Source organism: Halomonas sp. 25-S5 (assembly GCF_029889845.1).
Classification (GTDB): Bacteria; Pseudomonadota; Gammaproteobacteria; order Pseudomonadales; family Halomonadaceae; genus Halomonas.
Genome location: NZ_JARANV010000030.1, coordinates 1 through 20,815 on the forward strand (window position 1 = coordinate 1; position 20,815 = coordinate 20,815).

The following is a 20,815-nucleotide window of genomic DNA, read 5'->3' on the forward strand; positions in this document are numbered from 1 at the left end:
GCGAGGTGACGTCCGATAGAGCCCTCAGCTGATTCAAGAAAAGCCCTCAGCGGGTCTCTGTCACGAGTGGCGTGCATTCTACCGAATGCGGCGAGTTCGTCAAGCGGGAATCTCCAGAACTTCTTCGAAAAACCCAAATGGAAACAAGCACTTCTGCCACTTATCACCGCCTGCAACGTTGCCCGTTGCCGGCAGCGAGTGCGTACTCTACGGATTCCCACGGGACCGCGCAAGACCCTCGGGAAGAAATATGTCACGGCGACCCGCTGGCCCGGTCGAGCAGCGAGAGAATCGAGCGGTATGGGATGCCGCCGTGCTGGCTCAGGCCGATCTCGCAGGTGCGCGAGTTCGAGTAGCCGGCACTACACTCGGCCACCTGCTCAGCCAGCCCCGCCAGCGCGGAGGCATTGAGCTCCGGGGTCGTGAAGCCCTTGTCACCAGCGAAGCCACAGCAGGTGATCTCCGCCGGCACCACCACCTCCCGGGCACAGGCCCGCGCCAGCCCGACGAACTTGTCGGCGAGTCCCATGCGGGTGCTCGAGCAGGTCACATGCACGGCGACCCGCTCGTCCAGGGGCGTGACGGCGAGCCGGGGCAGCAGATGGTCATGGGCGAAGGCGACCGGCTCCAGCATCTCGAGTCGCTCGTCCAGGTACTCCCGCACCTGCAGGGTGCAGGGGCTGGTGTCACAGAGCACCGGATAGCGTCCGTTCTGGCTCGCCACCAGCAGTTCGCGGTTGAGTTCGCGCCCCTTGTGGGCCGCCTCCTCGAACTGCCCCTTGGACTGGAAGGCCATGCCGCAGCACAGGTGACCAATCATCTCCGGGAGGACCACCTCGTAGCCGGCCTTGTCGAGCAACGCCAGGGTGATCTCCATCACCGAGCGTGCCTCGGCTTTGTCGTCATGGGCCGTGCCGAAGATGCGGGTAGCACAGGAGGGCAGATAGACCACCTTGTCCCGCGAGGCATCGCCCGACGACACATGCTCCAGCACCCGGATCGGCGCCGACCTGGGCAGGGCCGGGCTCCACTGGGGCAACCGGTCACCGCTCAGGCGGCGCGCCCCAGCGCTGGCCTTGCCCATCAGGCCGGTGCCGAGCAGGGCCCGCGCCACCCCTGCCGCGTTCAATCCACCTCGGGCCAGGCGGGTCGCGCCCGAGAAGTGGCGGCCGATGCGCCGCGCGATTTCGGCCTTGTCCAGGGCCCGCTCGTGACGCATCGCGCGCACCAGGTCACCGGTATTGATGCCCACCGGGCACTGGGTAGCGCAGAGGCCATCGGCGGCGCAGGTCTCGTCGCCCGCGTAGCGATACTCCTCGCGCAGGGCGGTCAGGCGCGTCGCATCCTCCCCAGTGATCGCCTCGCCCAGCGTCTCGAGCCTCGCCAGCTCACGGGCGATGACGATGCGCTGACGCGGGGTGAGCGTCAGCTCCTTCGACGGGCAGACCGCCTCGCAGAAGCCGCACTCGATGCACTTGTCGACGATCTCGTCGGCCGCCGGCAGGGGCTTGAGGTTTTCCAGGTGCAGCGTCGGGTTGCGGCTGAGAATCACCTCGGGGTTGAGCAGGTTCCCGGGGTCGAAGAGCGCCTTGATCGCCCACATCAACGCATAGGCCTCGGGCCCCCACTCCAGCTCCACATAGGGCGCCATGTTGCGTCCGGTGCCATGCTCGGCCTTGAGCGACCCGCCGTACTCCACGCCGACCAGCCGTGCCACCTCGTCCATCAGCGCCTGGTAGCGCTCCACCTCGCCGGGCTTCTCGAAGCCCTGGGGAAAGACGAAGTGCAGGTTCCCCTCCAGGGCGTGGCCGAAGAGGATGGCGTCCCGGTAGCCGTGGCGGTGAAAGGTCTCGGTGAGCGCCAGCACGCCCTCGTCGAGGCGCTCGATGGGGAAGGCCACGTCCTCGATGATCACCGTGGTGCCGGTCTCGCGAACGGCCCCCACCGCCGGGAAGAGCCCCTTGCGGATCTTCCAGTAGAGGGCATAGGTATCGGCGTCACGGGTAAAGGTGACCGGCTCCAGGGTCTGGATGCCCTCGAGGACCCGCTGCACCGCCTGCATGCGCGCCTCGAGCTCGGCGGCATCGTTGCCGCGCACGTCGATCAGCAGCGCCGCCGCCCCCTCGGGCAGCCGTCCGAGCGCGTCGGGCATGCCCGGCTGGTCCTGCACCGAGCACAGCGCGGCGCGGTCCATCAGCTCCACCGCGGAGACCGGGGCCTGCTTGAGCGCGATGGTCGCGCGGCAGGTCGTGCCCATGTCGGGGAAGAAGGCCAGGGCCGCGGCCTTCAGGGGCTCGTCGACCACGCTGTCGTAGGTGATGGCGCTGATGAAACCGAGGGTGCCCTCGGAGCCGATCATCAGGTGCTTGAGGATCTCGATGCCGTCCGTGAAGTCGACCAGGCTGTTGAGGGCGTAGCCGGTGGTGTTCTTGAGCCGGTACTTGTGGCGGATCTTCTCGGCCAGCGCCGCGCTGCCTTGCGTCTGTTCCGCGAGGCGCTCGAGGCCGACCAGAAGCTCGCCGTGGGAGGCCCGGAAGGCGCTGACGCTCTCGGGGTCGGCGGTGTCGAGCAGGCTGCCGTCGGCCAGGATCACGCGGATGTCGCGCACCGTGCGGTAGCTGTTCTGGGCGGTGCCGCAGCACATCCCCGAGGCATTGTTGGCGGCGATGCCCCCGACCATGCAGCTGGCGATCGAGGCCGGGTCGGGACCGATCTTGCGCCCGTAGGGGGCCAGCAGCTGGTTGGCCCTGGCGCCGATGACCCCGGGCTGCAGGCGGATCGCCCGGCCCTCGTCCAGGATCTCATGAGCCCGCCAGCCGCGGCCGAACTGGATCAGCACCGAGTCGGTGACCGCCTGGCCGGAGAGCGAGGTGCCGGCGGCGCGGAAGGTCACCGGCAGCTCGCGCTCCCGGCACTCCGCCAGGGTGTGCTGCAGCTCCGCCTCGCTTTCGGGGCGGACCACCAGCTGAGGAATCAGCCGATAGAAGCTGGCATCGGTGCCGTAGGCCAGGGTGCGCAGGGGGTCGTCGATCAGCCGCTCGGCGGGGATCACCGACGAGAGCGCCGCCTTCAGGTCCTGCCAGGCGCTCGCCGCCGTCATGCCTCGCCCCCCGCCGCGGCAGCGGCATGGCGCACGATGACCACCAGCGCACGGGGCCCGTGCACGCCATAGGCCAGGGTCTGCTCGATGTCGGCGGTCTTGCTGGGCCCGGAGATCAGCAGGGCGTTGGTGGGCATGCCATCGGCCCAGCCGTGGGCCTCGACCACATCGAAGAAGGTGTCCTCGAGGGTATCGGCGTCGAGCACGGCGACATGGATCGGCGGCACCAGGCTGATCAGGCGCGGCTCGTCCGGCGTCGGCCAGAGCCACAGGCTGCCGGTCTCGGCGATGGCACCACGGGTGGAGGTCAGGCCGGCATCGACACGCTCGAACTGCTCGCGCTGCCAGGACTCGATATCGCGGTCGACGTCGACCAGCTCCACCTCGGCATCGGCCAGGGCGTGGCGCGCCTCGGCGGCCACCGGGTGCTCCTTGCCCAGCGCCAGGCGTCGCACGCCCTTGTCGGCGAGCACCTTCGCCAGGGTGTCGGTCCAGGTATCCCGGGGGGCATGGATCACCTCGCCGTGCACCGAGACGATCCAGCGCTCGAAGCGGGCCAGGCGCTCTTCCTGGCTCCAGCCTCTATGGGTCACCACGGCGAAGTCGCTCTCGGGGGCGCTCAGGGGGCTGTCGGTGCGCTCGCGCAGGCGCTTGAGAATGGCGTCGCGGGCACGCATCAGCGCTCCTCCCCATGGGTCTTGTTCGCCTGATGACGCTTGACCAGCGCATGCAGGGTGGTGCCCGCCGGCCTGGGCGCGGTGCGGTAGTCGGTCCAGGACCCCAGCTTCGCCGGCATCAGCGCCTTCAACTTGCCGGCCACCGCCGTGCCGGCACGCCAGACGGCGGGATGGGTGGCCAGCCACTGGAAACCCTTCCAGGCCGCGGCCTCCTTGCGGGTGCGCTTGACGCCGGCGCCGGGTACGTTGCCGCGCCCCTCGCCCACCGACTCGCGGCGCAGCCGCACCAGCAGGTCGGGGATCGGGATCTTCACCGGGCAGACCTCGCCGCAGGCACCGCACAGGCTCGAGGCGGTGGGCAGGTCCTTGGTCTCGTCCAGGCCCATCAGGTGGGGCGAGAGGATGCTGCCGATCGGCCCGGGGTAGGTGGTGCCGTAGGTATGGCCACCCACCCGCGTATAGACGGGGCAGTGGTTCATGCAGGCGCCGCAACGGATGCAGCGCAGGGTGTCGAGCAGCTCGTCGTCCTGATAGATGCTGGAGCGACCGCTGTCGACCAGCACCAGGTGGACCTCCTTGGGCCCATCATGCTCACCGTCCTTGCGCGGCGAGCTGATCATGTTGAAGTAGGTGGTGACGTGCTGACCGGTGGCCGAGCGGGTCAGCAGGGCATAGAGGGGCGGCACGTCACGCAGCTGCTCGACGACCTTCTCGATACCGGTCACGGCGATGTGGACCGGCGGCACCGTGGTGGTCATGCGGCCGTTGCCCTCGTTCTCCACCAGGCACAGGGTGCCGGTCTCGGCCACCGCGAAGTTCACGCCCGAGATGCCGACGTCCGCCGCCATGAAGCGCTCGCGCAGCTGGGAGCGGGCCGCCGCGGTCATATAGTCGACGTCGCGGGTGCGCTCGGTGCCGGTCTTGTCATGCAGGATCTCGGAGATCTCGTCGGTATTGAGATGGATCGCCGGCATGATGATATGCGAGGGCGTCTGCTCGTTGAGCTGCACCAGGTACTCGCCGAGGTCGGATTCCAGCGCCTCGATGCCGGCTTCCTCCAGGTGCGCATTGAGGTGCATCTCCTCGGTGACCATCGACTTGCCCTTGACCACCGAGCTGGCGTCGTGGGACTCGCAGATCTCGCGGATGATCCGGCACGCCTGGTCACCGTCCTCGGCCCAGTGCACCCGGATGCCGTTGGCCTCGCAGTTGGCCTCCAGCTGCTCGAGCAGGTCGGGCAGCTTGGCGAGCGCCCTGAGGCGAATGTTGGCGCCCAGCTCGCGCAGGGTCTCCAGGTCCCAGTCGCCGAAGCTGTCGCGGCGCTTGGTCATCAGACCATCCATCGCCTTGCGGAAGTTGGCGCGGATCTGCGGATTGCCCAGGGCATCGTGGGCCTGGCGGTGAAACTCGCGAGGACTATACGTTTGAACGCCTTGGGGTTGAACATCGTGGCTCTGTACGCTCATGAGGTCCTCCGCCACAGGTAGCTGGCGATATGCTCGCCCTCGACCGGCGTCTTCTGGTGAGCGAAGCGGCCGCCGATGTTCATCAGGCAGCCGCAGTCGGAGGTCACGAAGCGCTGGGCGCCGGCCTCCTCGATGGCCGCGGTCTTGTCCTCCACCATGGCGGCGGAGACCTCGGGATGACGCACCGCGAAGGTGCCGCCGAAGCCGCAGCACTCGGCGCCGCGCGCCTGCTCCACCAGCTCGACCTTGCCGAGCTGGGCCAGCAGCGCCGGTCCGGTCTCGGCCAGCCCCATCTCGCGCCGGGCACTGCAGGAGGTGTGCATGGCGACCTTCTCCGGCGCGCCGCGATCCTCGAGCTTGAGGTGGCAGACATGGACCAGGAATTCGGTCAGCTCGTGGATCCGTCCTGCCACTTCATTGGCCCGCTCCTCGAGGTCGCTGCCGGCAAAGAGCTGGGGGTAGTGGGTGCGCATCATGCCGCCGCAGGAGCCGGAGGGCACCACGATCGGCCAGGGCTCGGGGAAGAGGTCGAGCTGAGCCGCCGCCACCGCGCGAGCCTCCTGCTGGTAGCCCGAGGTGTAGGCCGGCTGCCCGCAGCAGGTCTGGTCCTCGGGAAAGAGCACCTCGATGCCCTCCCGCTCGAGCAGGCGGATAGCGTCCAGGCCGGCCTCCGGATACAAGAGGTCGACGAGGCAGGTCCCGAAGAAGTAGACCTTCTCCGGCTTCGGCGGATAGAGCTTGACTGGCGTCATGGGCAGGATCCTGGACAGTGCAGGGGCACGGCAGCGTTGCGCTGAAAGCATTGGCTCGGGCTACGGTAAATTGGTAAAGCCAATTGACACGAAGACGTTGCCGCACATTAGGAGGCGGAACCTGCAGTGTCAAACGCACGCTGCCCGCTTCCCAGCCCCGCCCGCCTATACTTTAGTCTATTGCCTTCAACGCTCTTTCCAACACCTTGATGTCAATGGATAAATCAAAGCAATCCGGGGCAGCGGCGGCGAGTCGTTGACGCGGCGTTTGGTAATACCAATTTGATGGCGATACCATGCCGACTTTCGCCACGTGTTCCGGAGCCACCGCCATGGCCTATCAACCCGTCCGACAGCCGCGCCTCGCCGACGTCATCACCGAGCGCCTCGAGGCGCTGATCCTCGAGGGCAGCCTGAAGCCCGGCCAGCGCCTGCCGCCGGAGCGCGAACTGGCCGAGCGTTTCGGCGTCTCGCGCCCCTCGCTGCGCGAGGCCATCCAGAAGCTGTCGGCCCGCGGCCTGCTGACCAGCCGCCAGGGCGGCGGCACCTTCATCAGCGAGGAGCTCAATAGCGGCTACAGCGACCCGCTGCTGGAGATGCTCTCGCGACACGGGGAATTCCACCTCGACCTGCTCGAGTTCCGCGATGCCATGGAGGGCCTCTCCGCCTACTACGCGGCCCTGCGCTCCACGCCTACCGACAAGGCGCTGCTGATCACGCGGTTCGAGGAGCTCGAGGCCTGCTTCAAGGGCCGTGACCCGGCGCTCGAGGCCCGCGCCGACGCGGCCTTCCACATGGCCATTGCCGAATCGGCCCACAACGTGCTGCTGCTGCATTCCATCCGTGGCATCTTCCACCTGCTGGAGATGAGCATCGTCGACAACCTGGCCCACCTGTTCGAGAAACCCGATTCGCGGCCGAAGCTGATGGCCCAGCACCGTGCCCTGCTCGATGCCATCCTCGAGGGCCGGGCCGAGGACGCCCGCACCCGCGCCCACGAGCACCTGGTCTTCGTGGAAGAGGGGCTGCTCGAGGTCGAGCGCGCCGAGACCCGGGCCCAGCGCGCCCTGCGCCGCGCCCAGGTCATGCCCACGACCTCCCGCTGAGGCCGGCCATGCCGATACCCTCCCGCCGCCGGGTCCGCCAGCTGCTCTGGCTGCTGGTGCCCCTCGGACTGGTGCTCGCCATGTGGCAGGTCGCCCAGCTGGCCCGCGACCAGGCCCTGCAGGGGCTGCGCCAGGATGCCGAGAACGAGCTGCGCCTCTCGGCGGCGAGCCTGGTCGGCCACCTCTCTCGCCACGACTACCTGCCCGCCCTGCTCGCCTCGCGGGAGATGGTCAGGCGCTTTTTGGCCTCCCCGGAGAGCCAGGACCCCATGCCGCTCAACCGGCTGCTGGACCGTTTCCGGGCCACCGCCGGGGTCTCCGATATCTACCTCATCGACCGCCACGGCGACACCCTGGCCGCCAGCAACTGGCACCGTCCCGACACCTTCATCGGCCAGAACTACGCCTTCCGCAGCTATTTCCAGGATGCCATTGCCGGTCACGCCGGGCGCTTCTATGGCCTGGGCGTGCAGTCTCGGGAGCGCGGCTACTACTTCTCGGCCCCGGTATGGCTCGACGACACCGAACCGGACGCCAGCCCCGATGGCGTCATGGTGGTGAAGGTGCTGCTCGATGCCGTGGAGGCGAGCTGGGCCGAGCAGGATGCCGAGCTGCTGGTCACCGACAAGGACGACATCATCTTCATGGCCAGCCGCCCGGAGCTGCGCATGAGGGCCCTGCAGCCGCTCTCCGACGACGAGCGGGAGGCGCTGCTGGACACCCGCCGCTATGCCGACGAGCCGCTGGCCCCCGCCGGCATCGAGATCACCGAGACCCCGGGCGAGCACAGCCAGCGCGTCGGCTTCCAGCGCGGCCCGCTGGCCGAGGACGACTACCTGGGCCTGTCGCGCCCCATGCCGGCGTTCGGCTGGGAGATGCATATCCTTAGATCGCTGGCCCCGGTGATTCAGGCCCAGTGGCTCGCCGCCTTGCTGGCCGGCGGCCTCTACGGCGTGGTGATCCTGGCCGGCGGCATCGGCTGGCAGCGCCTGCGGCTGCGCCGCGAGCGCGAACAGTTCGCCGAGCGGGAGCGGCGCACCCTGGCCCGGGCCCGCGACGAGCTGGAGCGCAACGTGCAGCGCCGCACCCGCGACCTGGTCGAGACCAACCGGCGCCTCTCCGGCGAGATCGAGGAGCGCCGCCGCGCCGAGGAACGGCTGCGCGAGACCCGCGACGAGCTGGTCCAGGCCGCCAAGCTCGCCGTGCTCGGCCAGCTCGCCGCCGGCATCAATCACGAGCTCAACCAGCCGCTGGCGGCGATTCGCGCCTATGCCGAGAATGCCGCCGAGTTCCTGGCCCGCAGCCGCACCGCGGCGGCGAGCGGCAACCTGGCGCAGATCATCGAACTCACCGACCGCATGGCCGAGATCAGTGCCCAGCTGCGCCAGTTCTCGCGCAAGAGTGGCGACAGGCCCACCAGCGTCTCGGTCCCCGCCTGCTTCGACTACGCCCTGCGGCTCTTCCAGACGCGGCTGCGCGACGCCGGGGTCACCGTCGAGCGCGTCTGGCCCGAGGAGCAGACCTGGGTGCGCGCCGACCTGGTGCGCCTGGAGCAGGTGCTGGTCAACCTGATCGGCAACGCGCTGCAGGCCATGGCCCAGACCGCGGCGCCGCGATTGCAGCTGAGCATCGCGCCCGACGGCGACGAGGTGCGGATCCGGGTCATCGACAACGGCCCCGGCATCACCGAGGCACACCTGGGACGGATCTTCGAGCCCTTCTACACCACCAAGTCGCCGGGCAGCGGCCTGGGGCTGGGGCTGTCGATCTCGGCGCGCATCATCGACGACCTGGGCGGCCGGCTGGCGGCTGACAACGCCCCTGGCGGCGGCGCCCGCTTCACCATTACCCTGCCCCGCGACCCCGGTCCCGAGGCGACCGGCGACACCAGGCCCGAGGAGCACGACACCCATGCATGAGCCGGCGACCCTTCCGGTGATGATCATCGACGACGAGGCGCACCTGCGCATCACCGCCGGCCAGACCCTGGAACTCGCGGGTTACGAGCCCCGCGCCTTCGAGAGCGCCGAGGCCGCCCTGGCGGCCCTGACGCCGGACTTCCCCGGAGTGATCGTCAGCGACATCCGCATGCCCGGCATGGACGGCATGGCCCTGCTGCGCGAGGTGCGCGGCCGCGACCCCGACCTGCCGGTGATCCTGATCACCGGCCATGGCGACATCTCCACCGCCGTGGAGGCGATGCGCGAGGGCGCCTGGGACTTCCTGGAGAAGCCTTTCGCCGGTGAACGCCTGGTGGAGATGGTGCACCGCGGCATCGATAAGCGCCGCCTGAGCCTCGAGAACCGCGAGCTCAAGGCCGAGCTCGAGGCCCAGCAATCGGCACCGGGCCCGCGCCTGGTGGGCCGTGCGCCGGCCATCCATCGCCTCGCCTCCATGGTCCAGCGCATCAGCCAGGTGGAGACCGACGTGCTGCTGTTCGGCGAGACCGGGGCCGGCAAGGACCTGGTGGCACGGGCCATCCACGAGCGCAGCCGCCGCGGCGGCCACCCCTTCGTGGCCATCAATTGCGGCGCCGTCCCCGAGAGCATCATCGAGTCGGAGCTGTTCGGCCACGAGAAGGGCGCCTTCACCGGGGCCGTGGAGCGGCGCATCGGCAAGTTCGAGCATGCCGAGGGCGGCACGGTGTTCCTCGACGAGATCGAGTCGATGCCGCTGTCGCTGCAGGTCAAGCTGCTGCGGGTACTCCAGGAGCGCTCCATCGAGCGGTTGGGCGCCAACGTGCCGGTGCCCCTGAACCTGCGCGTGATCGCCGCCACCAAGGTCGACCTCAAGGCCGCAGCCGAGGCGGGACGCTTCCGCGAGGATCTCTACTACCGGCTCGAGGTGGTCACCCTGCCGATCCCCCCGCTGCGCGAGCGGCGCGAGGACATCCCGCTGCTGTTCCAGCACTTCGCCGTGGTGGCCGCCAACCGCAGTGGCCTGGAGGCGCCGCCGCTGGATGCCGGCGGCATCTCGGCGCTGCTCGCCCACGACTGGCCGGGCAACGTGCGCGAGCTGCGTAACCTGGCCGAGCGCTACGTGCTGCTCGGCGCCACCTGCGACTACCGCCTGGACGCCCTTCTCGAGGGGGTGGACAGCGACAGCGGCGACCTGGCCCTGCCCCAGCAGGTGGAGCTGTTCGAGAAGAGCCTGATCGACCAGGCCCTGGCCCGCCATCGCGGCCGCGTCAGTGAGGCCTGCGAGCAGCTCGGGCTGCCGCGCAAGACCCTCTACGACAAGCTCAGGAAGTACGGCCTCAAGGCCGAGGACTACCGCCAGAGCGAGGCGCCCTGACGGAGCACCTCGCGCAGCGGCCCCCAGGGGGGAAGCCAGGGGGCCAGGCTCGCCGCCGCCATCAGCATCATCAGGGAGTTGCCCGGCTCGCGCCAGTCGAACGGCTTGAGGGCGGTGCCGAAGGAGCGCTTGAGACGCGCCCCAGTGAGGTCGACGCTGTAGAGCTCGTCAAGCAGCAGGTGGATCCCGAAGCCCAGCGCCAGGCCGGCGCCGTGGGCCCAGGCCATCCAGGCGCCCTGCGAGAGCCATTGATAACTGGCCACCGTGGTCGCCAGCCCGCACAACAGCGCAGCCAGCAGCGAATGCCAGATACCGCGATGCACCGAGAAATGCTTGAACACGGCACTCAGCCCATAGCGAACGCCGATATACAGCCCGCCACAGGCGACGATGAGGGCCCCGGGGCTGAGCCATTCCTGCAACAGCAGGGCGCCCACCACCACCGACAGCACGGCGAGCAGGGTGAAGATCAGGCGGATGGCATGGGAGTTGTCGGCGTCGATATCCGGCAGAATCCCGCCGAAAGCGATCAACACGGCCAGGGAGGCGGCGTCGCTGGCGGATAGCTGGGTAGCCTGCCAGCCACCCAGACCAAGCAATGCGCCACCGGCCACGGCGACGCCAAGATGGGTACGAAAATCGGCCATGTGCAGAGACTCAAAAATACTGGATGAACATCCAGATTATGCGCAACATGGCCAGAAAAAACAACTAGTTGCCAACTGGCGACAGGCTCAGCCGGCCAGGTATTCGTCCTTGAGTCTGACGTAGTTGCCTGCGGTGTAGGGAAAGAAGGCCCGCTCCTGCTCCTTGAGCGGGCGCAGCGCCTTGGCCGGGTTGCCGGCGTAGACGTGGCCGCCCTCCAGGCGCTTGCCCGGCGTCACCACGGCACCGGCGGCGATGATCACCTCGTCCTCGACCACGGCGCCGTCCATGACGATGGCGCCCATGCCCACCAGGATGCGGTTGCCCAGGGTGCACCCGTGGAGGATCGCCTTGTGGCCGATGGTCACCTCCTCGCCGATGGTCAGCGGGAACCCCTCGGGGTTGAAGTCGCTGGCGTGGGTGATGTGCAGCACGCTGCCGTCCTGCACGCTGGTGCGCGCGCCGATGCGGATGCGATGCATGTCGCCGCGGATCACCGCCATGGGCCACACCGAACAATCATCGCCCAGCACCACGTCGCCCAGCACCATGCAGGCCGGGTCGATATAGACCCGCGCGCCCAGCTGCGGCTCAAGGCCCTTCCAGGGCCGCAGGCTCGTTGCCTCGCTCATTGTTCACCTCTTCTTGTCAGGTCAGGTCTTGCCAGGTCAGGTCAGGCGTCTCAGATCAGTCCGGCCAACAATACTACCAGCGTCAGCGGGATCGACACCCAGCGCAGCAGCGCGCGCCAGGCACGAAAGCCGTTGGGGCCGGCATCCAACGCGCGCAGGGTGGTCGCCTCGGGCATCACCCAGGCGGCGAAGATGGCGATCAAGAGCCCGCCCAGCGGCAGGAAGATCTCCGGCGGAATGGTGCTGACCAGCTCGAAGGGATTCATGCCGAACAACACCCGAGTCTCGGCCAGGCTCGAGAAGGAGAACACCGAGAGCATCCCCAGCCCCCAGACCGCCAGCCCCACCACGGCCGCCGCCGCCCCGCGCCGCAGGCCCCAGCCCTGCAGGGTGGCGACCATGGGCTCGGCCAGGTTGATCGAGGAGGTCCAGGTGGCCAGCAGCAGCAGCAGGAAGAACAGCGACAGCCACAGCGGGCCCCCGGGCAGTTCGGCGAAGGCCACCGGCAGGGTCACGAACATCAACCCCGGCCCCTCGCCGGGATCCATGCCCTGGGCGAACACCACCGAGAAGATGGCGATCCCGGCCAGCAGGGCCACCGTCACGTCGAGCACCGCCACCGAGACGGCGGCCCGGGGCAGGCTCTGGTGGTCGGGCATGTAGGCGCCATAGGCCATCAGCGCACAGGCGCCCACCGCCAGGGTGAAGAAGGCGTGGCCCATGGCCTGCAGCATCACCATGGGCGTCACCGCCGAGAGGTCGGGCAGGAACAGCCAGGCCAGCGCCGGACCGAAGCCGTCGGTGGTGGCCGCGTAGCCCGCCAGCACCAGCAGCAACAGGTAGAGCATCGGCATCAGCAGGTTGTTGAGCTTCTCCAGCCCCTTGGCCACCCCGGCGGCGACCACCAGCATGGTCATCATCAGGAAGAGGGTATGGTTGAAGGTCATGCGCCCGGGGTCGGCGAGGAAGGCATCGAAGTCGGCGCCGATCTCCGTCGCGCTGCGCCCCACGAAGTCACCATTGACCGCGGCCACCAGAAATTCGATGGACCAGCCCGAGACCACCGAGTAGAAGGAGAGGATGCAGAACACCGTGAAGGCGCCGAACAGTCCCAGCCAGCGCCAGTGGGGGCTCGCCCCGGCCTGGCCGGCCAGATGGCCCAGCGACTGCATGGGGCTGCGGCGCCCGGCGCGGCCGATCAGGATCTCGGCCATCATCACCGGCAGCCCCAGCAGCACCACGAAGGCCACGTAGAGCAGCAGGAAGGCGGCACCGCCGTTCTCGCCAGCGATGTAGGGAAAGCGCCAGATGTTGCCGAGCCCCACCGCTGCCCCGGTCACCGCCAGGATGAAGGCGCGCCGCGTGCTCCAGCGCTCCAGCGTCTCGTTCATGGGTCCACTCCGCGAGCCTGAAAAGGGCGCAAGCCTAGCACATTGAAACCCGCCGCGGCCGCCCGCATCTAAGACCCATTCCCCTATTCCGACCCGAGGTATACATGTCCCGCAATCCGCTGCTCGACCCCCACGAACTGCCCCCCTTCGATGCCATCCGGCCCGACCACGTGGTGCCGGCCATCGAAGCGCTGCTGGCGGAAAACCGCACGGCCATCGAGGAACTCGTGGCGCGCGCCGAGACCGCTGCCCCGGGCTGGGACAGCCTGGCCGCCCCGCTGGAGGCCCTCAACGACCGCCTGGCGCGGGCCTGGTCGCCGGTCTCCCACCTCAATGGCACCATGAACAACCCCGAGCTACGCGAGGCCTACCAGGCCTGCCTGGGCCGGCTCTCCGACTACAGCACCTGGATCGGCCAGCACGAGGGGCTGTTCCAGGCCTGGCAGGCGCTGCGCAACGGTCCCGCCTGGGAGACCCTCGACGAGGGCCAGCGTCGCACCGTGGAGAATGCGCTGCGCGACTTCCGCCTGGCCGGCGTGGACCTGCCCGCCGAGAAGAAGCAGCGCTATGGCGAGATCAAGTCGCGCCTCTCCGAGCTCTCCAACACCTTCTCCAACCAGTTGCTGGACGCCACCCAGGCCTGGCACCTGGACCTCGCCGACGAGACCCGCCTCGCCGGCCTGCCCGAGAGCGCGCTGGCCAGCCTGCGGGCCAATGCCGAGGCCAAGGGCCTGGCCGGCTACCGCATCACCCTGGACTTTCCCAGCTTCTTCCCGGTGATGACCTACGCCGAGGACCGCGAGTTGCGTCGCGAGATCTACACCGCCTTCGTCACCCGCGCCTCCGACCAGGGCCCCAACGCCGGCGAGTACGACAACGCCCCGGTGATGGAGGAAATCCTCGCGCTGCGCTACGAGCTGGCCGAACTGCTGGGCTTCAGCGACTACGCCGACTACTCCCTGTCGACCAAGATGGCCGAATCGCCCGACCAGGTAGTCACCTTCCTCGAGGACCTGGCCGCGCGCGCCGTGCCCCAGGCCCAGGAGGAGTATGCGGAACTCGCGGCCTATGCCCGCGACGAGCTGGGCATGGAGGCGCTCGCGCCCTGGGACGTGGGCTTCGCCAGCGAGAAGCTGCGCGAGGCGCGCCATGCCATCTCCGACGAGCAGCTGCGCCCCTATTTTCCCGCCCCGCAGGTGGTCGACGGCCTGTTCCAGGTGGTCGAGCGCCTCTACGGCGTCACCTTCGCGGAGGACGCGACGGCCCCGCACTACCACCCCGACGTGCGCTACTTCCGGATCCTCGAGCACGGCGCCCCCATCGCCGGCTTCTACCTCGACCTCTATGCCCGCGAGGGCAAGCGTGGCGGCGCCTGGATGGACGAGTGCCGGGTCCGCCGCCTGGAAGGCGACGCGGTGCAGCTGCCGGTGGCCTACCTGACCTGCAACTTCACCCGCCCGGTGGGGGACGCCCCGGCACTGCTGACCCACGACGAGGTCACCACCCTCTTCCACGAGTTTGGCCACGGCCTGCACCACATGCTGACCCGCCAGACCGTCGCCGACATCTCCGGCATCAACGGCGTGGCCTGGGACGCGGTGGAGCTGCCCAGCCAGTTCATGGAGAACTTCTGCTGGGAACGCGAGGGGCTCGACCTGATCGCCGGCCACGTGGAGACCGGCGAGCCGCTGCCCGAGGCGCTCTTCGAGAGGCTGCTGGCGGCCAAGAATTTCCAGTCCGCCATGGGCATGGTGCGTCAGCTGGAGTTCTCGCTGTTTGACTTCCGCCTGCACCGCGAGCTCGCGGCCCCGAGGGCCGCCGACATCCAGGCGCTGCTCGAGGCGGTGCGCGATGCCGTCGCCGTGGTCCCGCGGGCCGACTTCAACCGCTTCCAGAACGGCTTCGGCCACGTCTTCGCCGGCGGCTATGCGGCGGGCTACTACAGCTACAAGTGGGCCGAGGTGCTCTCCGCGGATGCCTGGAGTGCCTTCGAGGAAGCCGGCATCTTCGACCCCGAGACCGGCCGACGCTTCCGCACCGAGATCCTCGAGCGCGGCGGCTCCCGCGACGCCGCCGAGCTGTTCCGCGCCTTCCGCGGCCGCGAGCCCAGCGTCGAGCCGCTGCTGCGCCACAGCGGCATCCGTGCCGCCTGACCCCATGACACCCACGCCCCGGCCATACCGCCGGGGCCGCCACAGGAGCCACCATGGCCGTCCAGAAACGCTTTATCGCCGGGGCCATCTGCCCGCGCTGCGCCGAGATGGACCGTATCCGCGCCTGGGAGCAGAACGGCATCCGCTACCGCGACTGCGTCAGCTGTGACTTCTTCGAGCAGTTGCCCATCGAGGACGAGGCCCTGCCGGAGCTCGAGACCCGGGTCAATCGCGAACGCGAGGAGCAGGCTCGCAGCGACCTGCAGACCGTGAAGATCCTCGACCCGAAAGGGCACTGACGCCCATGGGCCAGGGAACGGCCGTCACCCTGCTGCCGCAGCGCCGCCTGCTCGAGCTGCTGGGGCTCGCGGCTGCGGCGGCGCTGCTGGTCGCCCGGCTGGACCTCGCCACCCTGGCCGCCGGGCTGGGGCTCTTCCTGTGGGGCATGACCCACCTGGAGGAGGCCATCAAGCGCCTCTCCGGCGGTACCCTGGACCGCTGGCTGCACGCCGCCACCCGCCGCACCTCGCGGGCCATCGCCGTGGGCGCCCTGGCCACCGCGCTGGTCCAGTCCAGCTCGCTGGTGACCCTGCTGGCCATGTCCTTCGTGGGCGCCGGCCTGGTGGCCCTGCCCGCCGGCATCGCGCTGCTGTTCGGGGCCAACCTCGGCACCACCACCGGCGCCTGGCTGATCGCCGGGTTCGGCCTCAAGGCCGACCTCGCCCAGTATGCGATGCCGCTGCTGGCGCTAGGGTTGCTGGGCTCGCGGCTGCTGCAGGGCAGTCGCGCCGGCATCGCCGGTCTGCTGCTCGGCGTGGGCCTGCTGCTGCTGGGCATCGACTTCATGAAGCTGGGCTTCGAGACCTGGCAGGATGACCTCTCCCTGGACGGCCTGGCTGGCGAGCGCCTCTGGCACTGGCCGCTGCTGGTGCTGTTCGGCGTCATGGCCACCGTGGTCATGCAGTCCAGCCACGCCACCCTGCTGATCATCCTCACGGCGCTGGCCTCCGGCCAGCTGCCCTACCTGCCGGCCCTGGCCATCGCCATCGGCGCCAACATCGGCACCACCGTGACCGCGGTGATCGGTGCCTTCGGCGCCAGCACGGCCGGCCGGCGGCTGGCCGGGGCCCATGTGATCTTCAACCTGGTCACGGCGGCCGTGGCCCTGGCCCTGCTGCTGCCGCTGGCCGCGCTGGTGGACCGGCTCGCCGCACTGGTGGGCCTGGCGGCCACCGCCTGGCCGCTCAAGCTGGCGCTCTTCCATACTCTCTTCAACGGCCTGGGCATCCTGCTGATGCTGCCCTGGATCCCGCGGCTGGCCGGCGGCCTGGAGCGGCTCTTCCCCGAGCCGGCGAGAGTCTCCCCGGCCCAGGCGCGCTACCTGGAGACCAACGCCCTGCAGCACGCCGACACGGCCCTCGCGGCCATCGAGCAGGAGTGCCGACGGCTCGACCGGCGCACCTACCACCTGCTCGCCTCGGCCATCCTGGTGCCCAGCGCCGAGGCGATCGGCCACCCGCCCAGCCGGGCCGTGATCGAGGCGCCCATCGTCCCCGAGGAGTGGCCGCTGGTGAACGTGCGCTACCACGAGCAGATCAAGCCGCTGATGGCGGAGATCCTCGACTTCTACTCGCGCATCGACACGCCCCTCACCGCGGCCCAGGAGGCACGCCTGGAGACCCTCTATGCCCGCACCCTGCGCCTGGTCGAGGCGGTGCGCTTCGGCGAGGTGCTGCAGCGCAGCCTGCTGCGCCACGCCGCACCGGGGAGCCCCCTTCGCGAGGCCCACGATGACCTGCGCATGGCCCTCGCCGAGGGCCTCAACCGCCTGGCCAACGCCCCGGGAGCCCGCGACATCGAGGCGCCCCTGGAAGAGGTCCGTCGCCACTGGCAGCACGAGCTGGCCGAACGGTTGCGCCAGCATCGCCTCGATCCCTGGCTCGCTTCCTCGCTGATGAACGACCTCCACCAGGCCAGCCGACTGACGGCCGCCCTGACCTCGCCGCACGACGCCTGACGGCGCGCCTGGCGCGAGGCGCCGTGCGGGAATCCGCACACCACCAGCCCCGTCCCGTGCGGGATCCCGGCCCCACCCCGCCATCCCCACCTCGACCAAGGTCGAATGAACTTCTTGCAACCATATGAAATACCGGATATTTCAATAAGCAGGCATGGCCATTGCTTTGTGATAGGCGTTGATGCCACCCCGCCCTGGCTCACGGCAGGTCCCACAGCCGATGACCACACTGGGGGGAGATGGCATGCAGCCCCGGGGCAAGACGGCCCGGGCAAATGACAAGAGCACAACCGCATACAGGAGATACGCCATGCGCAACGCAACCTCACGGATCCTCGCCGGCACTCTGGCCGGCTCCCTGCTGGTCGCCGCCTCGGCCTCGGCCCAGACGGACCGCAGCGACTGGCCCGAAAGCTTCACCGTGGGCACCGCCAGCCAGGGCGGCACCTACTTCGTCTACGGCTCCGGCTGGGCCAACCTGATCGCCGACGAGCTGGGCCTCTCCGGCGGCGGCGAGGTCACCGGCGGCCCGACCCAGAACATGGCACTGGTGCATGGCGGCGACGTCGCCCTCGGCCTGACCACCATGGGACCGGCCGCCGAGGCCCTGGCCGGCAAGAGCCCGCTCGCCCCGGGCTTGCCCATGGACAACGTCTGTGCGCTGTTCCCGATGTACGAGACCCCCTTCTCGATCACGGCGCTGGAGGGCAGCGGCATCGAGTCGATCTCCGACATCCCGGACGGCGCCCGCATCGGCTTCGGCCCGGCGGCCTCCACCTCCGACACCTACTTCCCGGCCATGCTCGAGACCCTGGGCGTGGACTTCGACCGCCGCAACGGTGGCTGGTCCGACCTGGGCGGCCAGCTGCAGGACGGCCTGATCGACGTCATCGCCTTCGCCGCCGGCATCCCGATCCCCGCCGTCAGCCAGCTCGAGGTGCAGACCGACGTCAACATCATCGAGTTCACCGAGGAGGAGCAGCAGACGGTGCTCGAGAGCTTCCCGGTCTCCGAGTTCCAGATCCCGGCCAGCACCTACCAGACCCTCGAGGAGGATGCCCGCGCCGTTTCCATGTGGAACTTCACCATCGCCGGCTGTGACCTGCCAGAGGACTTCGTCTATGAGGTCACCAAGCTGAGCATGGAAAACAACGACCGCATGCGCAACGTCCACCGCAGCGCCGCCACCAGCATCCCGGAGAACATCAAGTACAACAAGGTACTGCCGTTCCACCCGGGTGCCGTGCGCTGGTACGAGGAGAACGGCTACGAGATCCCGGACGACCTGAAGCTCTGATCCGTTGACCCGACCGCCTCCCGCCACGGCCACAGTGGGCCCGGCGGGGGGCCGTTTCCGTGCCCCTCCGACAACCCCTCTAGGGTGCTTTCCATGTCCCATACCCCCGAATCCCGTGACGACGCGCCGCATGACGACGTCGTCGAGACGGTCAACGCCGAGGGCGTCGACGACGCCGCCGTGGAGTCCAACCGGCGACTCTATACCGGCGGGCAGTGGCTGCTCTTCGGTGCCCTGGCCATCGTCTATTCCAGCTTTCACCTGATCTCGCTGAACGTCTATCCGCTGGAGACCTGGTCGTTTCGCATCGTGCACATCGCCGGTGCCCTGGTTCTCGGCTTCGGCCTCTACGCCGGCACCCGCTTCGCCAACGAGGACCAGCGCCGCTCTGCCACCTGGCTCGCCTGGGTGAGCTACGCCATGCTCATCCCCGCCCTCTACGCCCTGGTGCGGGTGGTGATGATGTACCAGGCGATGAGTGGTGGCGCCATGCGCATCGCCCCGCAGATCGAGGCCTGGCACTTCGGTTATCCGCTGATACTGGCCACCGCGGCCGGCATCCTGCTCTCCTGGAGCTATCGTCAGTTCCGCGACCGCCTCTCACCGGCCGACCTGGTGCTGATGGTCTGCGCCCTGGCCGTGGCCGGCTACCTGCTGGTGATGTTCAACAGCCCGCTGCGCGCCTCCACCGGCACCTCCTTCGCGCCCATGGGCATCTCCTACGCGGCCATCGCCGGCTCGCTGCTGATCCTCGAGCTGACCCGCCGCGTCGCCGGCCTGGCGCTGGTGGTGATCTCCGCCATCTTCCTGCTCTACGTCTTCGCTGGCCCCTACCTGCCGGGCTTCCTGGGCTATCCCGGGCTCTCGGTGGGCCGCTTCTTCAGCCAGGTCTACACCGACGCCGGCATCCTCGGGCCGACCACCGCGGTCTCCTCGACCTACATCATCCTGTTCATCATCTTCGCCGCCTTCCTGCAGGCCTCGAAGGTGGGCGACTACTTCGTCAACTTCGCCTTCGCCGCCGCCGGCCGGGCCCGTGGCGGCCCCGCCAAGGTATCGATCTTCGCCTCCGGCCTGATGGGCATGATCAACGGCACCAGCGCCGGCAACGTGGTCTCCACCGGCTCGCTGACCATCCCGCTGATGAAGAAGGTGGGCTATCCGGCCCGCAGTGCCGGAGCCATCGAGGCTGCGGCCTCCACCGGCGGGCAGATCATGCCGCCGATCATGGGCGCGGGCGCCTTCATCATGGCCGAGATCACCGGCATCCCCTACACCGATATCGCCGTGGCGGCGCTGATTCCCGCCATCCTCTACTTCGCCTCGATCTACTTCATGGTGGACTTCGAGGCGGCCCGCACGGGCATGCGCGGCATGCGCAAGGACGAGATCCCGCTGTTCTCGAAGCTGGTCAAGCAAGTCTACCTGTTCGCACCGATCATCATCCTGATCGCCGCGCTGTTCATGGGCTACTCGGTGATCCGCGCCGGCACCCTGGCCACCGCCTCGGCGGCCGTGGTGAGCTGGTTCTCGCCCCACAAGATGGGCATCCCCGCCATCCTCAGGGCCCTGCAGCTGGCCGGCACCATGGCCATTCAGATCATCGCCGTGTGCGCCTGCGCCGGTCTGATCGTCGGCGTGATCTCGCTGACCGGGGTCGGCGCGCGCTTCTCCTCGCTGCTGCTCGGCCTGGCCGGGGTCAGCCAGCTGCTGGCGCTGTTCTTCGCCATGTGCATCTCGATCCTGCTGGGCATGGGCATGCCGACGACCGCCGCCTACGCGGTGGCCGCCTCGGTGGTCGCCCCGGGCCTGATCAACATCGGTATCCAGCCGCTGGTGGCGCACTTCTTCGTGTTCTACTTTGCGGTGGTCTCGGCGATCACCCCGCCGGTGGCCCTGGCCTCCTATGCGGCGGCGGGTATCTCGGGCGACAACGCCATGGGCACCTCGGTGGCCTCGTTCAAGATCGGCCTGGCGGCCTTCATCGTGCCCTTCATGTTCTTCTACAGCCCCGCCATGCTGATGGAGGGCAGCTGGATGCAGATCCTGCGCGTGGGCGTGACCGCCACCCTGGGCATCGTGCTGCTGTCGGCCACCGTCCAGGCCTGGTTCTTCGGGCCGGTCAAGACCTGGCAGCGCCTGGTGATGCTGCTCGGGGCGCTGTTCATGATCTACGGCGGCATCTATTCCGACATCGCGGGCCTCGCCATCGGCGCGCTGATGTTCATGATGCAGCGCGGCCGCCATGGCGGAAGGGGCAAGGCCGTTCCCGCCGGCTGAGCGCG

The 20,815-nt window shown here is 69.0% G+C and carries 15 protein-coding genes; 8 read left to right on the forward strand and 7 right to left on the reverse strand.

Annotation, left to right across the window (positions count from 1 at the left end; genetic code table 11):
* Window positions 1-253: 253 nt before the first annotated feature.
* From OP498_RS16530 to OP498_RS16545, 4 genes are read right to left on the reverse strand one after another with little or no spacing between them, the layout of a single operon-like run.
* Window positions 254-3,100, reverse strand: coding sequence for an FAD-binding and (Fe-S)-binding domain-containing protein (locus tag OP498_RS16530; protein ID WP_280554454.1), 2,847 nt, complete (start codon window positions 3,098-3,100; stop codon window positions 254-256).
* Complete coding sequence (locus OP498_RS16535; protein WP_280554456.1) at window positions 3,097-3,777, reverse strand: lactate utilization protein C; 681 nt, start codon at window positions 3,775-3,777, stop codon at window positions 3,097-3,099. Before OP498_RS16535 ends, OP498_RS16530 begins: the two co-directional genes overlap by 4 nt.
* Window positions 3,777-5,243: a LutB/LldF family L-lactate oxidation iron-sulfur protein gene (locus OP498_RS16540; RefSeq protein ID WP_280549801.1), complete on the reverse strand. Its 1,467-nt coding sequence runs from the start codon at window positions 5,241-5,243 to the stop codon at window positions 3,777-3,779. The genes OP498_RS16535 and OP498_RS16540 overlap by 1 nt, the downstream gene beginning before the upstream one ends.
* The gene (locus tag OP498_RS16545) at window positions 5,240-5,995 is read right to left on the reverse strand and encodes a (Fe-S)-binding protein (RefSeq protein ID WP_280549799.1); all 756 of its coding nucleotides are present in this window, start codon (window positions 5,993-5,995) and stop codon (window positions 5,240-5,242) included. The genes OP498_RS16540 and OP498_RS16545 overlap by 4 nt, the downstream gene beginning before the upstream one ends.
* A gap of 332 nt (window positions 5,996-6,327) precedes the next feature.
* On the opposite strand from OP498_RS16545, the gene OP498_RS16550 reads away from it, so the two are divergent.
* Genes OP498_RS16550 through OP498_RS16560 form a run of 3 tightly spaced genes read left to right on the forward strand, consistent with a single transcriptional unit; the run spans window position 6,328 to window position 10,395 of the window.
* On the forward strand, window positions 6,328-7,101 hold the full coding sequence (locus OP498_RS16550) for a GntR family transcriptional regulator (RefSeq protein WP_280549797.1): 774 nt from the start codon (window positions 6,328-6,330) through the stop codon (window positions 7,099-7,101).
* Window positions 7,102-7,109: 8 nt separating this feature from the next.
* Entirely contained in the window at window positions 7,110-9,020 is a 1,911-nt protein-coding gene (locus OP498_RS16555; RefSeq protein WP_280554458.1) for an ATP-binding protein, read from the forward strand.
* Complete coding sequence (locus OP498_RS16560) at window positions 9,013-10,395, forward strand: sigma-54 dependent transcriptional regulator (protein WP_280554459.1); 1,383 nt, start codon at window positions 9,013-9,015, stop codon at window positions 10,393-10,395. The genes OP498_RS16555 and OP498_RS16560 overlap by 8 nt, the downstream gene beginning before the upstream one ends.
* Here OP498_RS16560 and OP498_RS16565 read toward each other — a convergent pair.
* From OP498_RS16565 to OP498_RS16575, 3 genes are all read right to left on the reverse strand, one after another.
* Window positions 10,371-11,042: a metal-dependent hydrolase gene (locus tag OP498_RS16565; protein WP_280549790.1), complete on the reverse strand. Its 672-nt coding sequence runs from the start codon at window positions 11,040-11,042 to the stop codon at window positions 10,371-10,373. The two genes, OP498_RS16560 and OP498_RS16565, sit on opposite strands and share 25 nt — an antisense overlap.
* 87 nt (window positions 11,043-11,129) lie before the next feature.
* Window positions 11,130-11,672, reverse strand: a complete 543-nt coding sequence (locus OP498_RS16570; RefSeq protein WP_280549788.1) for a gamma carbonic anhydrase family protein — start codon at window positions 11,670-11,672, stop codon at window positions 11,130-11,132.
* Window positions 11,673-11,722: 50 nt separating this feature from the next.
* Entirely contained in the window at window positions 11,723-13,063 is a 1,341-nt protein-coding gene (locus tag OP498_RS16575) for a sodium-dependent transporter (protein WP_280549786.1), read from the reverse strand.
* 104 nt (window positions 13,064-13,167) lie between these two features.
* Between OP498_RS16575 and prlC the strand changes: the two genes are divergently transcribed.
* The 5 genes from prlC (at window position 13,168) to OP498_RS16600 (ending at window position 20,810) form a co-directional block, all read left to right on the forward strand.
* The gene (gene prlC / locus OP498_RS16580) at window positions 13,168-15,216 is read left to right on the forward strand and encodes an oligopeptidase A (RefSeq protein ID WP_280554461.1); all 2,049 of its coding nucleotides are present in this window, start codon (window positions 13,168-13,170) and stop codon (window positions 15,214-15,216) included.
* Between the two features lie 53 nt (window positions 15,217-15,269).
* On the forward strand, window positions 15,270-15,515 hold the full coding sequence (locus OP498_RS16585; protein WP_280554463.1) for a YheV family putative zinc ribbon protein: 246 nt from the start codon (window positions 15,270-15,272) through the stop codon (window positions 15,513-15,515).
* Between the two features lie 5 nt (window positions 15,516-15,520).
* The gene (locus tag OP498_RS16590; protein WP_280554465.1) at window positions 15,521-17,233 is read left to right on the forward strand and encodes a Na/Pi symporter; all 1,713 of its coding nucleotides are present in this window, start codon (window positions 15,521-15,523) and stop codon (window positions 17,231-17,233) included.
* 310 nt (window positions 17,234-17,543) lie between these two features.
* On the forward strand, window positions 17,544-18,530 hold the full coding sequence (locus OP498_RS16595) for a TAXI family TRAP transporter solute-binding subunit (RefSeq protein WP_280554467.1): 987 nt from the start codon (window positions 17,544-17,546) through the stop codon (window positions 18,528-18,530).
* Window positions 18,531-18,623: 93 nt separating this feature from the next.
* A complete protein-coding gene (locus tag OP498_RS16600) occupies window positions 18,624-20,810 on the forward strand; it encodes a TRAP transporter permease (RefSeq protein ID WP_280554468.1) in 2,187 nt (728 codons plus the stop codon).
* Window positions 20,811-20,815: the final 5 nt, after the last annotated feature.

Coding starts and splice junctions, on each gene's coding strand:
- OP498_RS16600 (WP_280554468.1), top strand. CDS start 18,624: ATGTCCCATACCCCCGAATCCCGTGACGACGCGCCGCATGACGACGTC.
- OP498_RS16550 (WP_280549797.1), top strand. CDS start 6,328: ATGGCCTATCAACCCGTCCGACAGCCGCGCCTCGCCGACGTCATCACC.
- prlC (WP_280554461.1), top strand. CDS start 13,168: ATGTCCCGCAATCCGCTGCTCGACCCCCACGAACTGCCCCCCTTCGAT.
- OP498_RS16560 (WP_280554459.1), top strand. CDS start 9,013: ATGCATGAGCCGGCGACCCTTCCGGTGATGATCATCGACGACGAGGCG.
- OP498_RS16540 (WP_280549801.1), bottom strand. CDS start 5,243: ATGAGCGTACAGAGCCACGATGTTCAACCCCAAGGCGTTCAAACGTAT.
- OP498_RS16555 (WP_280554458.1), top strand. CDS start 7,110: ATGCCGATACCCTCCCGCCGCCGGGTCCGCCAGCTGCTCTGGCTGCTG.
- OP498_RS16530 (WP_280554454.1), bottom strand. CDS start 3,100: ATGACGGCGGCGAGCGCCTGGCAGGACCTGAAGGCGGCGCTCTCGTCG.
- OP498_RS16570 (WP_280549788.1), bottom strand. CDS start 11,672: ATGAGCGAGGCAACGAGCCTGCGGCCCTGGAAGGGCCTTGAGCCGCAG.
- OP498_RS16585 (WP_280554463.1), top strand. CDS start 15,270: ATGGCCGTCCAGAAACGCTTTATCGCCGGGGCCATCTGCCCGCGCTGC.
- OP498_RS16545 (WP_280549799.1), bottom strand. CDS start 5,995: ATGACGCCAGTCAAGCTCTATCCGCCGAAGCCGGAGAAGGTCTACTTC.
- OP498_RS16595 (WP_280554467.1), top strand. CDS start 17,544: ATGCGCAACGCAACCTCACGGATCCTCGCCGGCACTCTGGCCGGCTCC.
- OP498_RS16535 (WP_280554456.1), bottom strand. CDS start 3,777: ATGCGTGCCCGCGACGCCATTCTCAAGCGCCTGCGCGAGCGCACCGAC.
- OP498_RS16565 (WP_280549790.1), bottom strand. CDS start 11,042: ATGGCCGATTTTCGTACCCATCTTGGCGTCGCCGTGGCCGGTGGCGCA.
- OP498_RS16575 (WP_280549786.1), bottom strand. CDS start 13,063: ATGAACGAGACGCTGGAGCGCTGGAGCACGCGGCGCGCCTTCATCCTG.
- OP498_RS16590 (WP_280554465.1), top strand. CDS start 15,521: ATGGGCCAGGGAACGGCCGTCACCCTGCTGCCGCAGCGCCGCCTGCTC.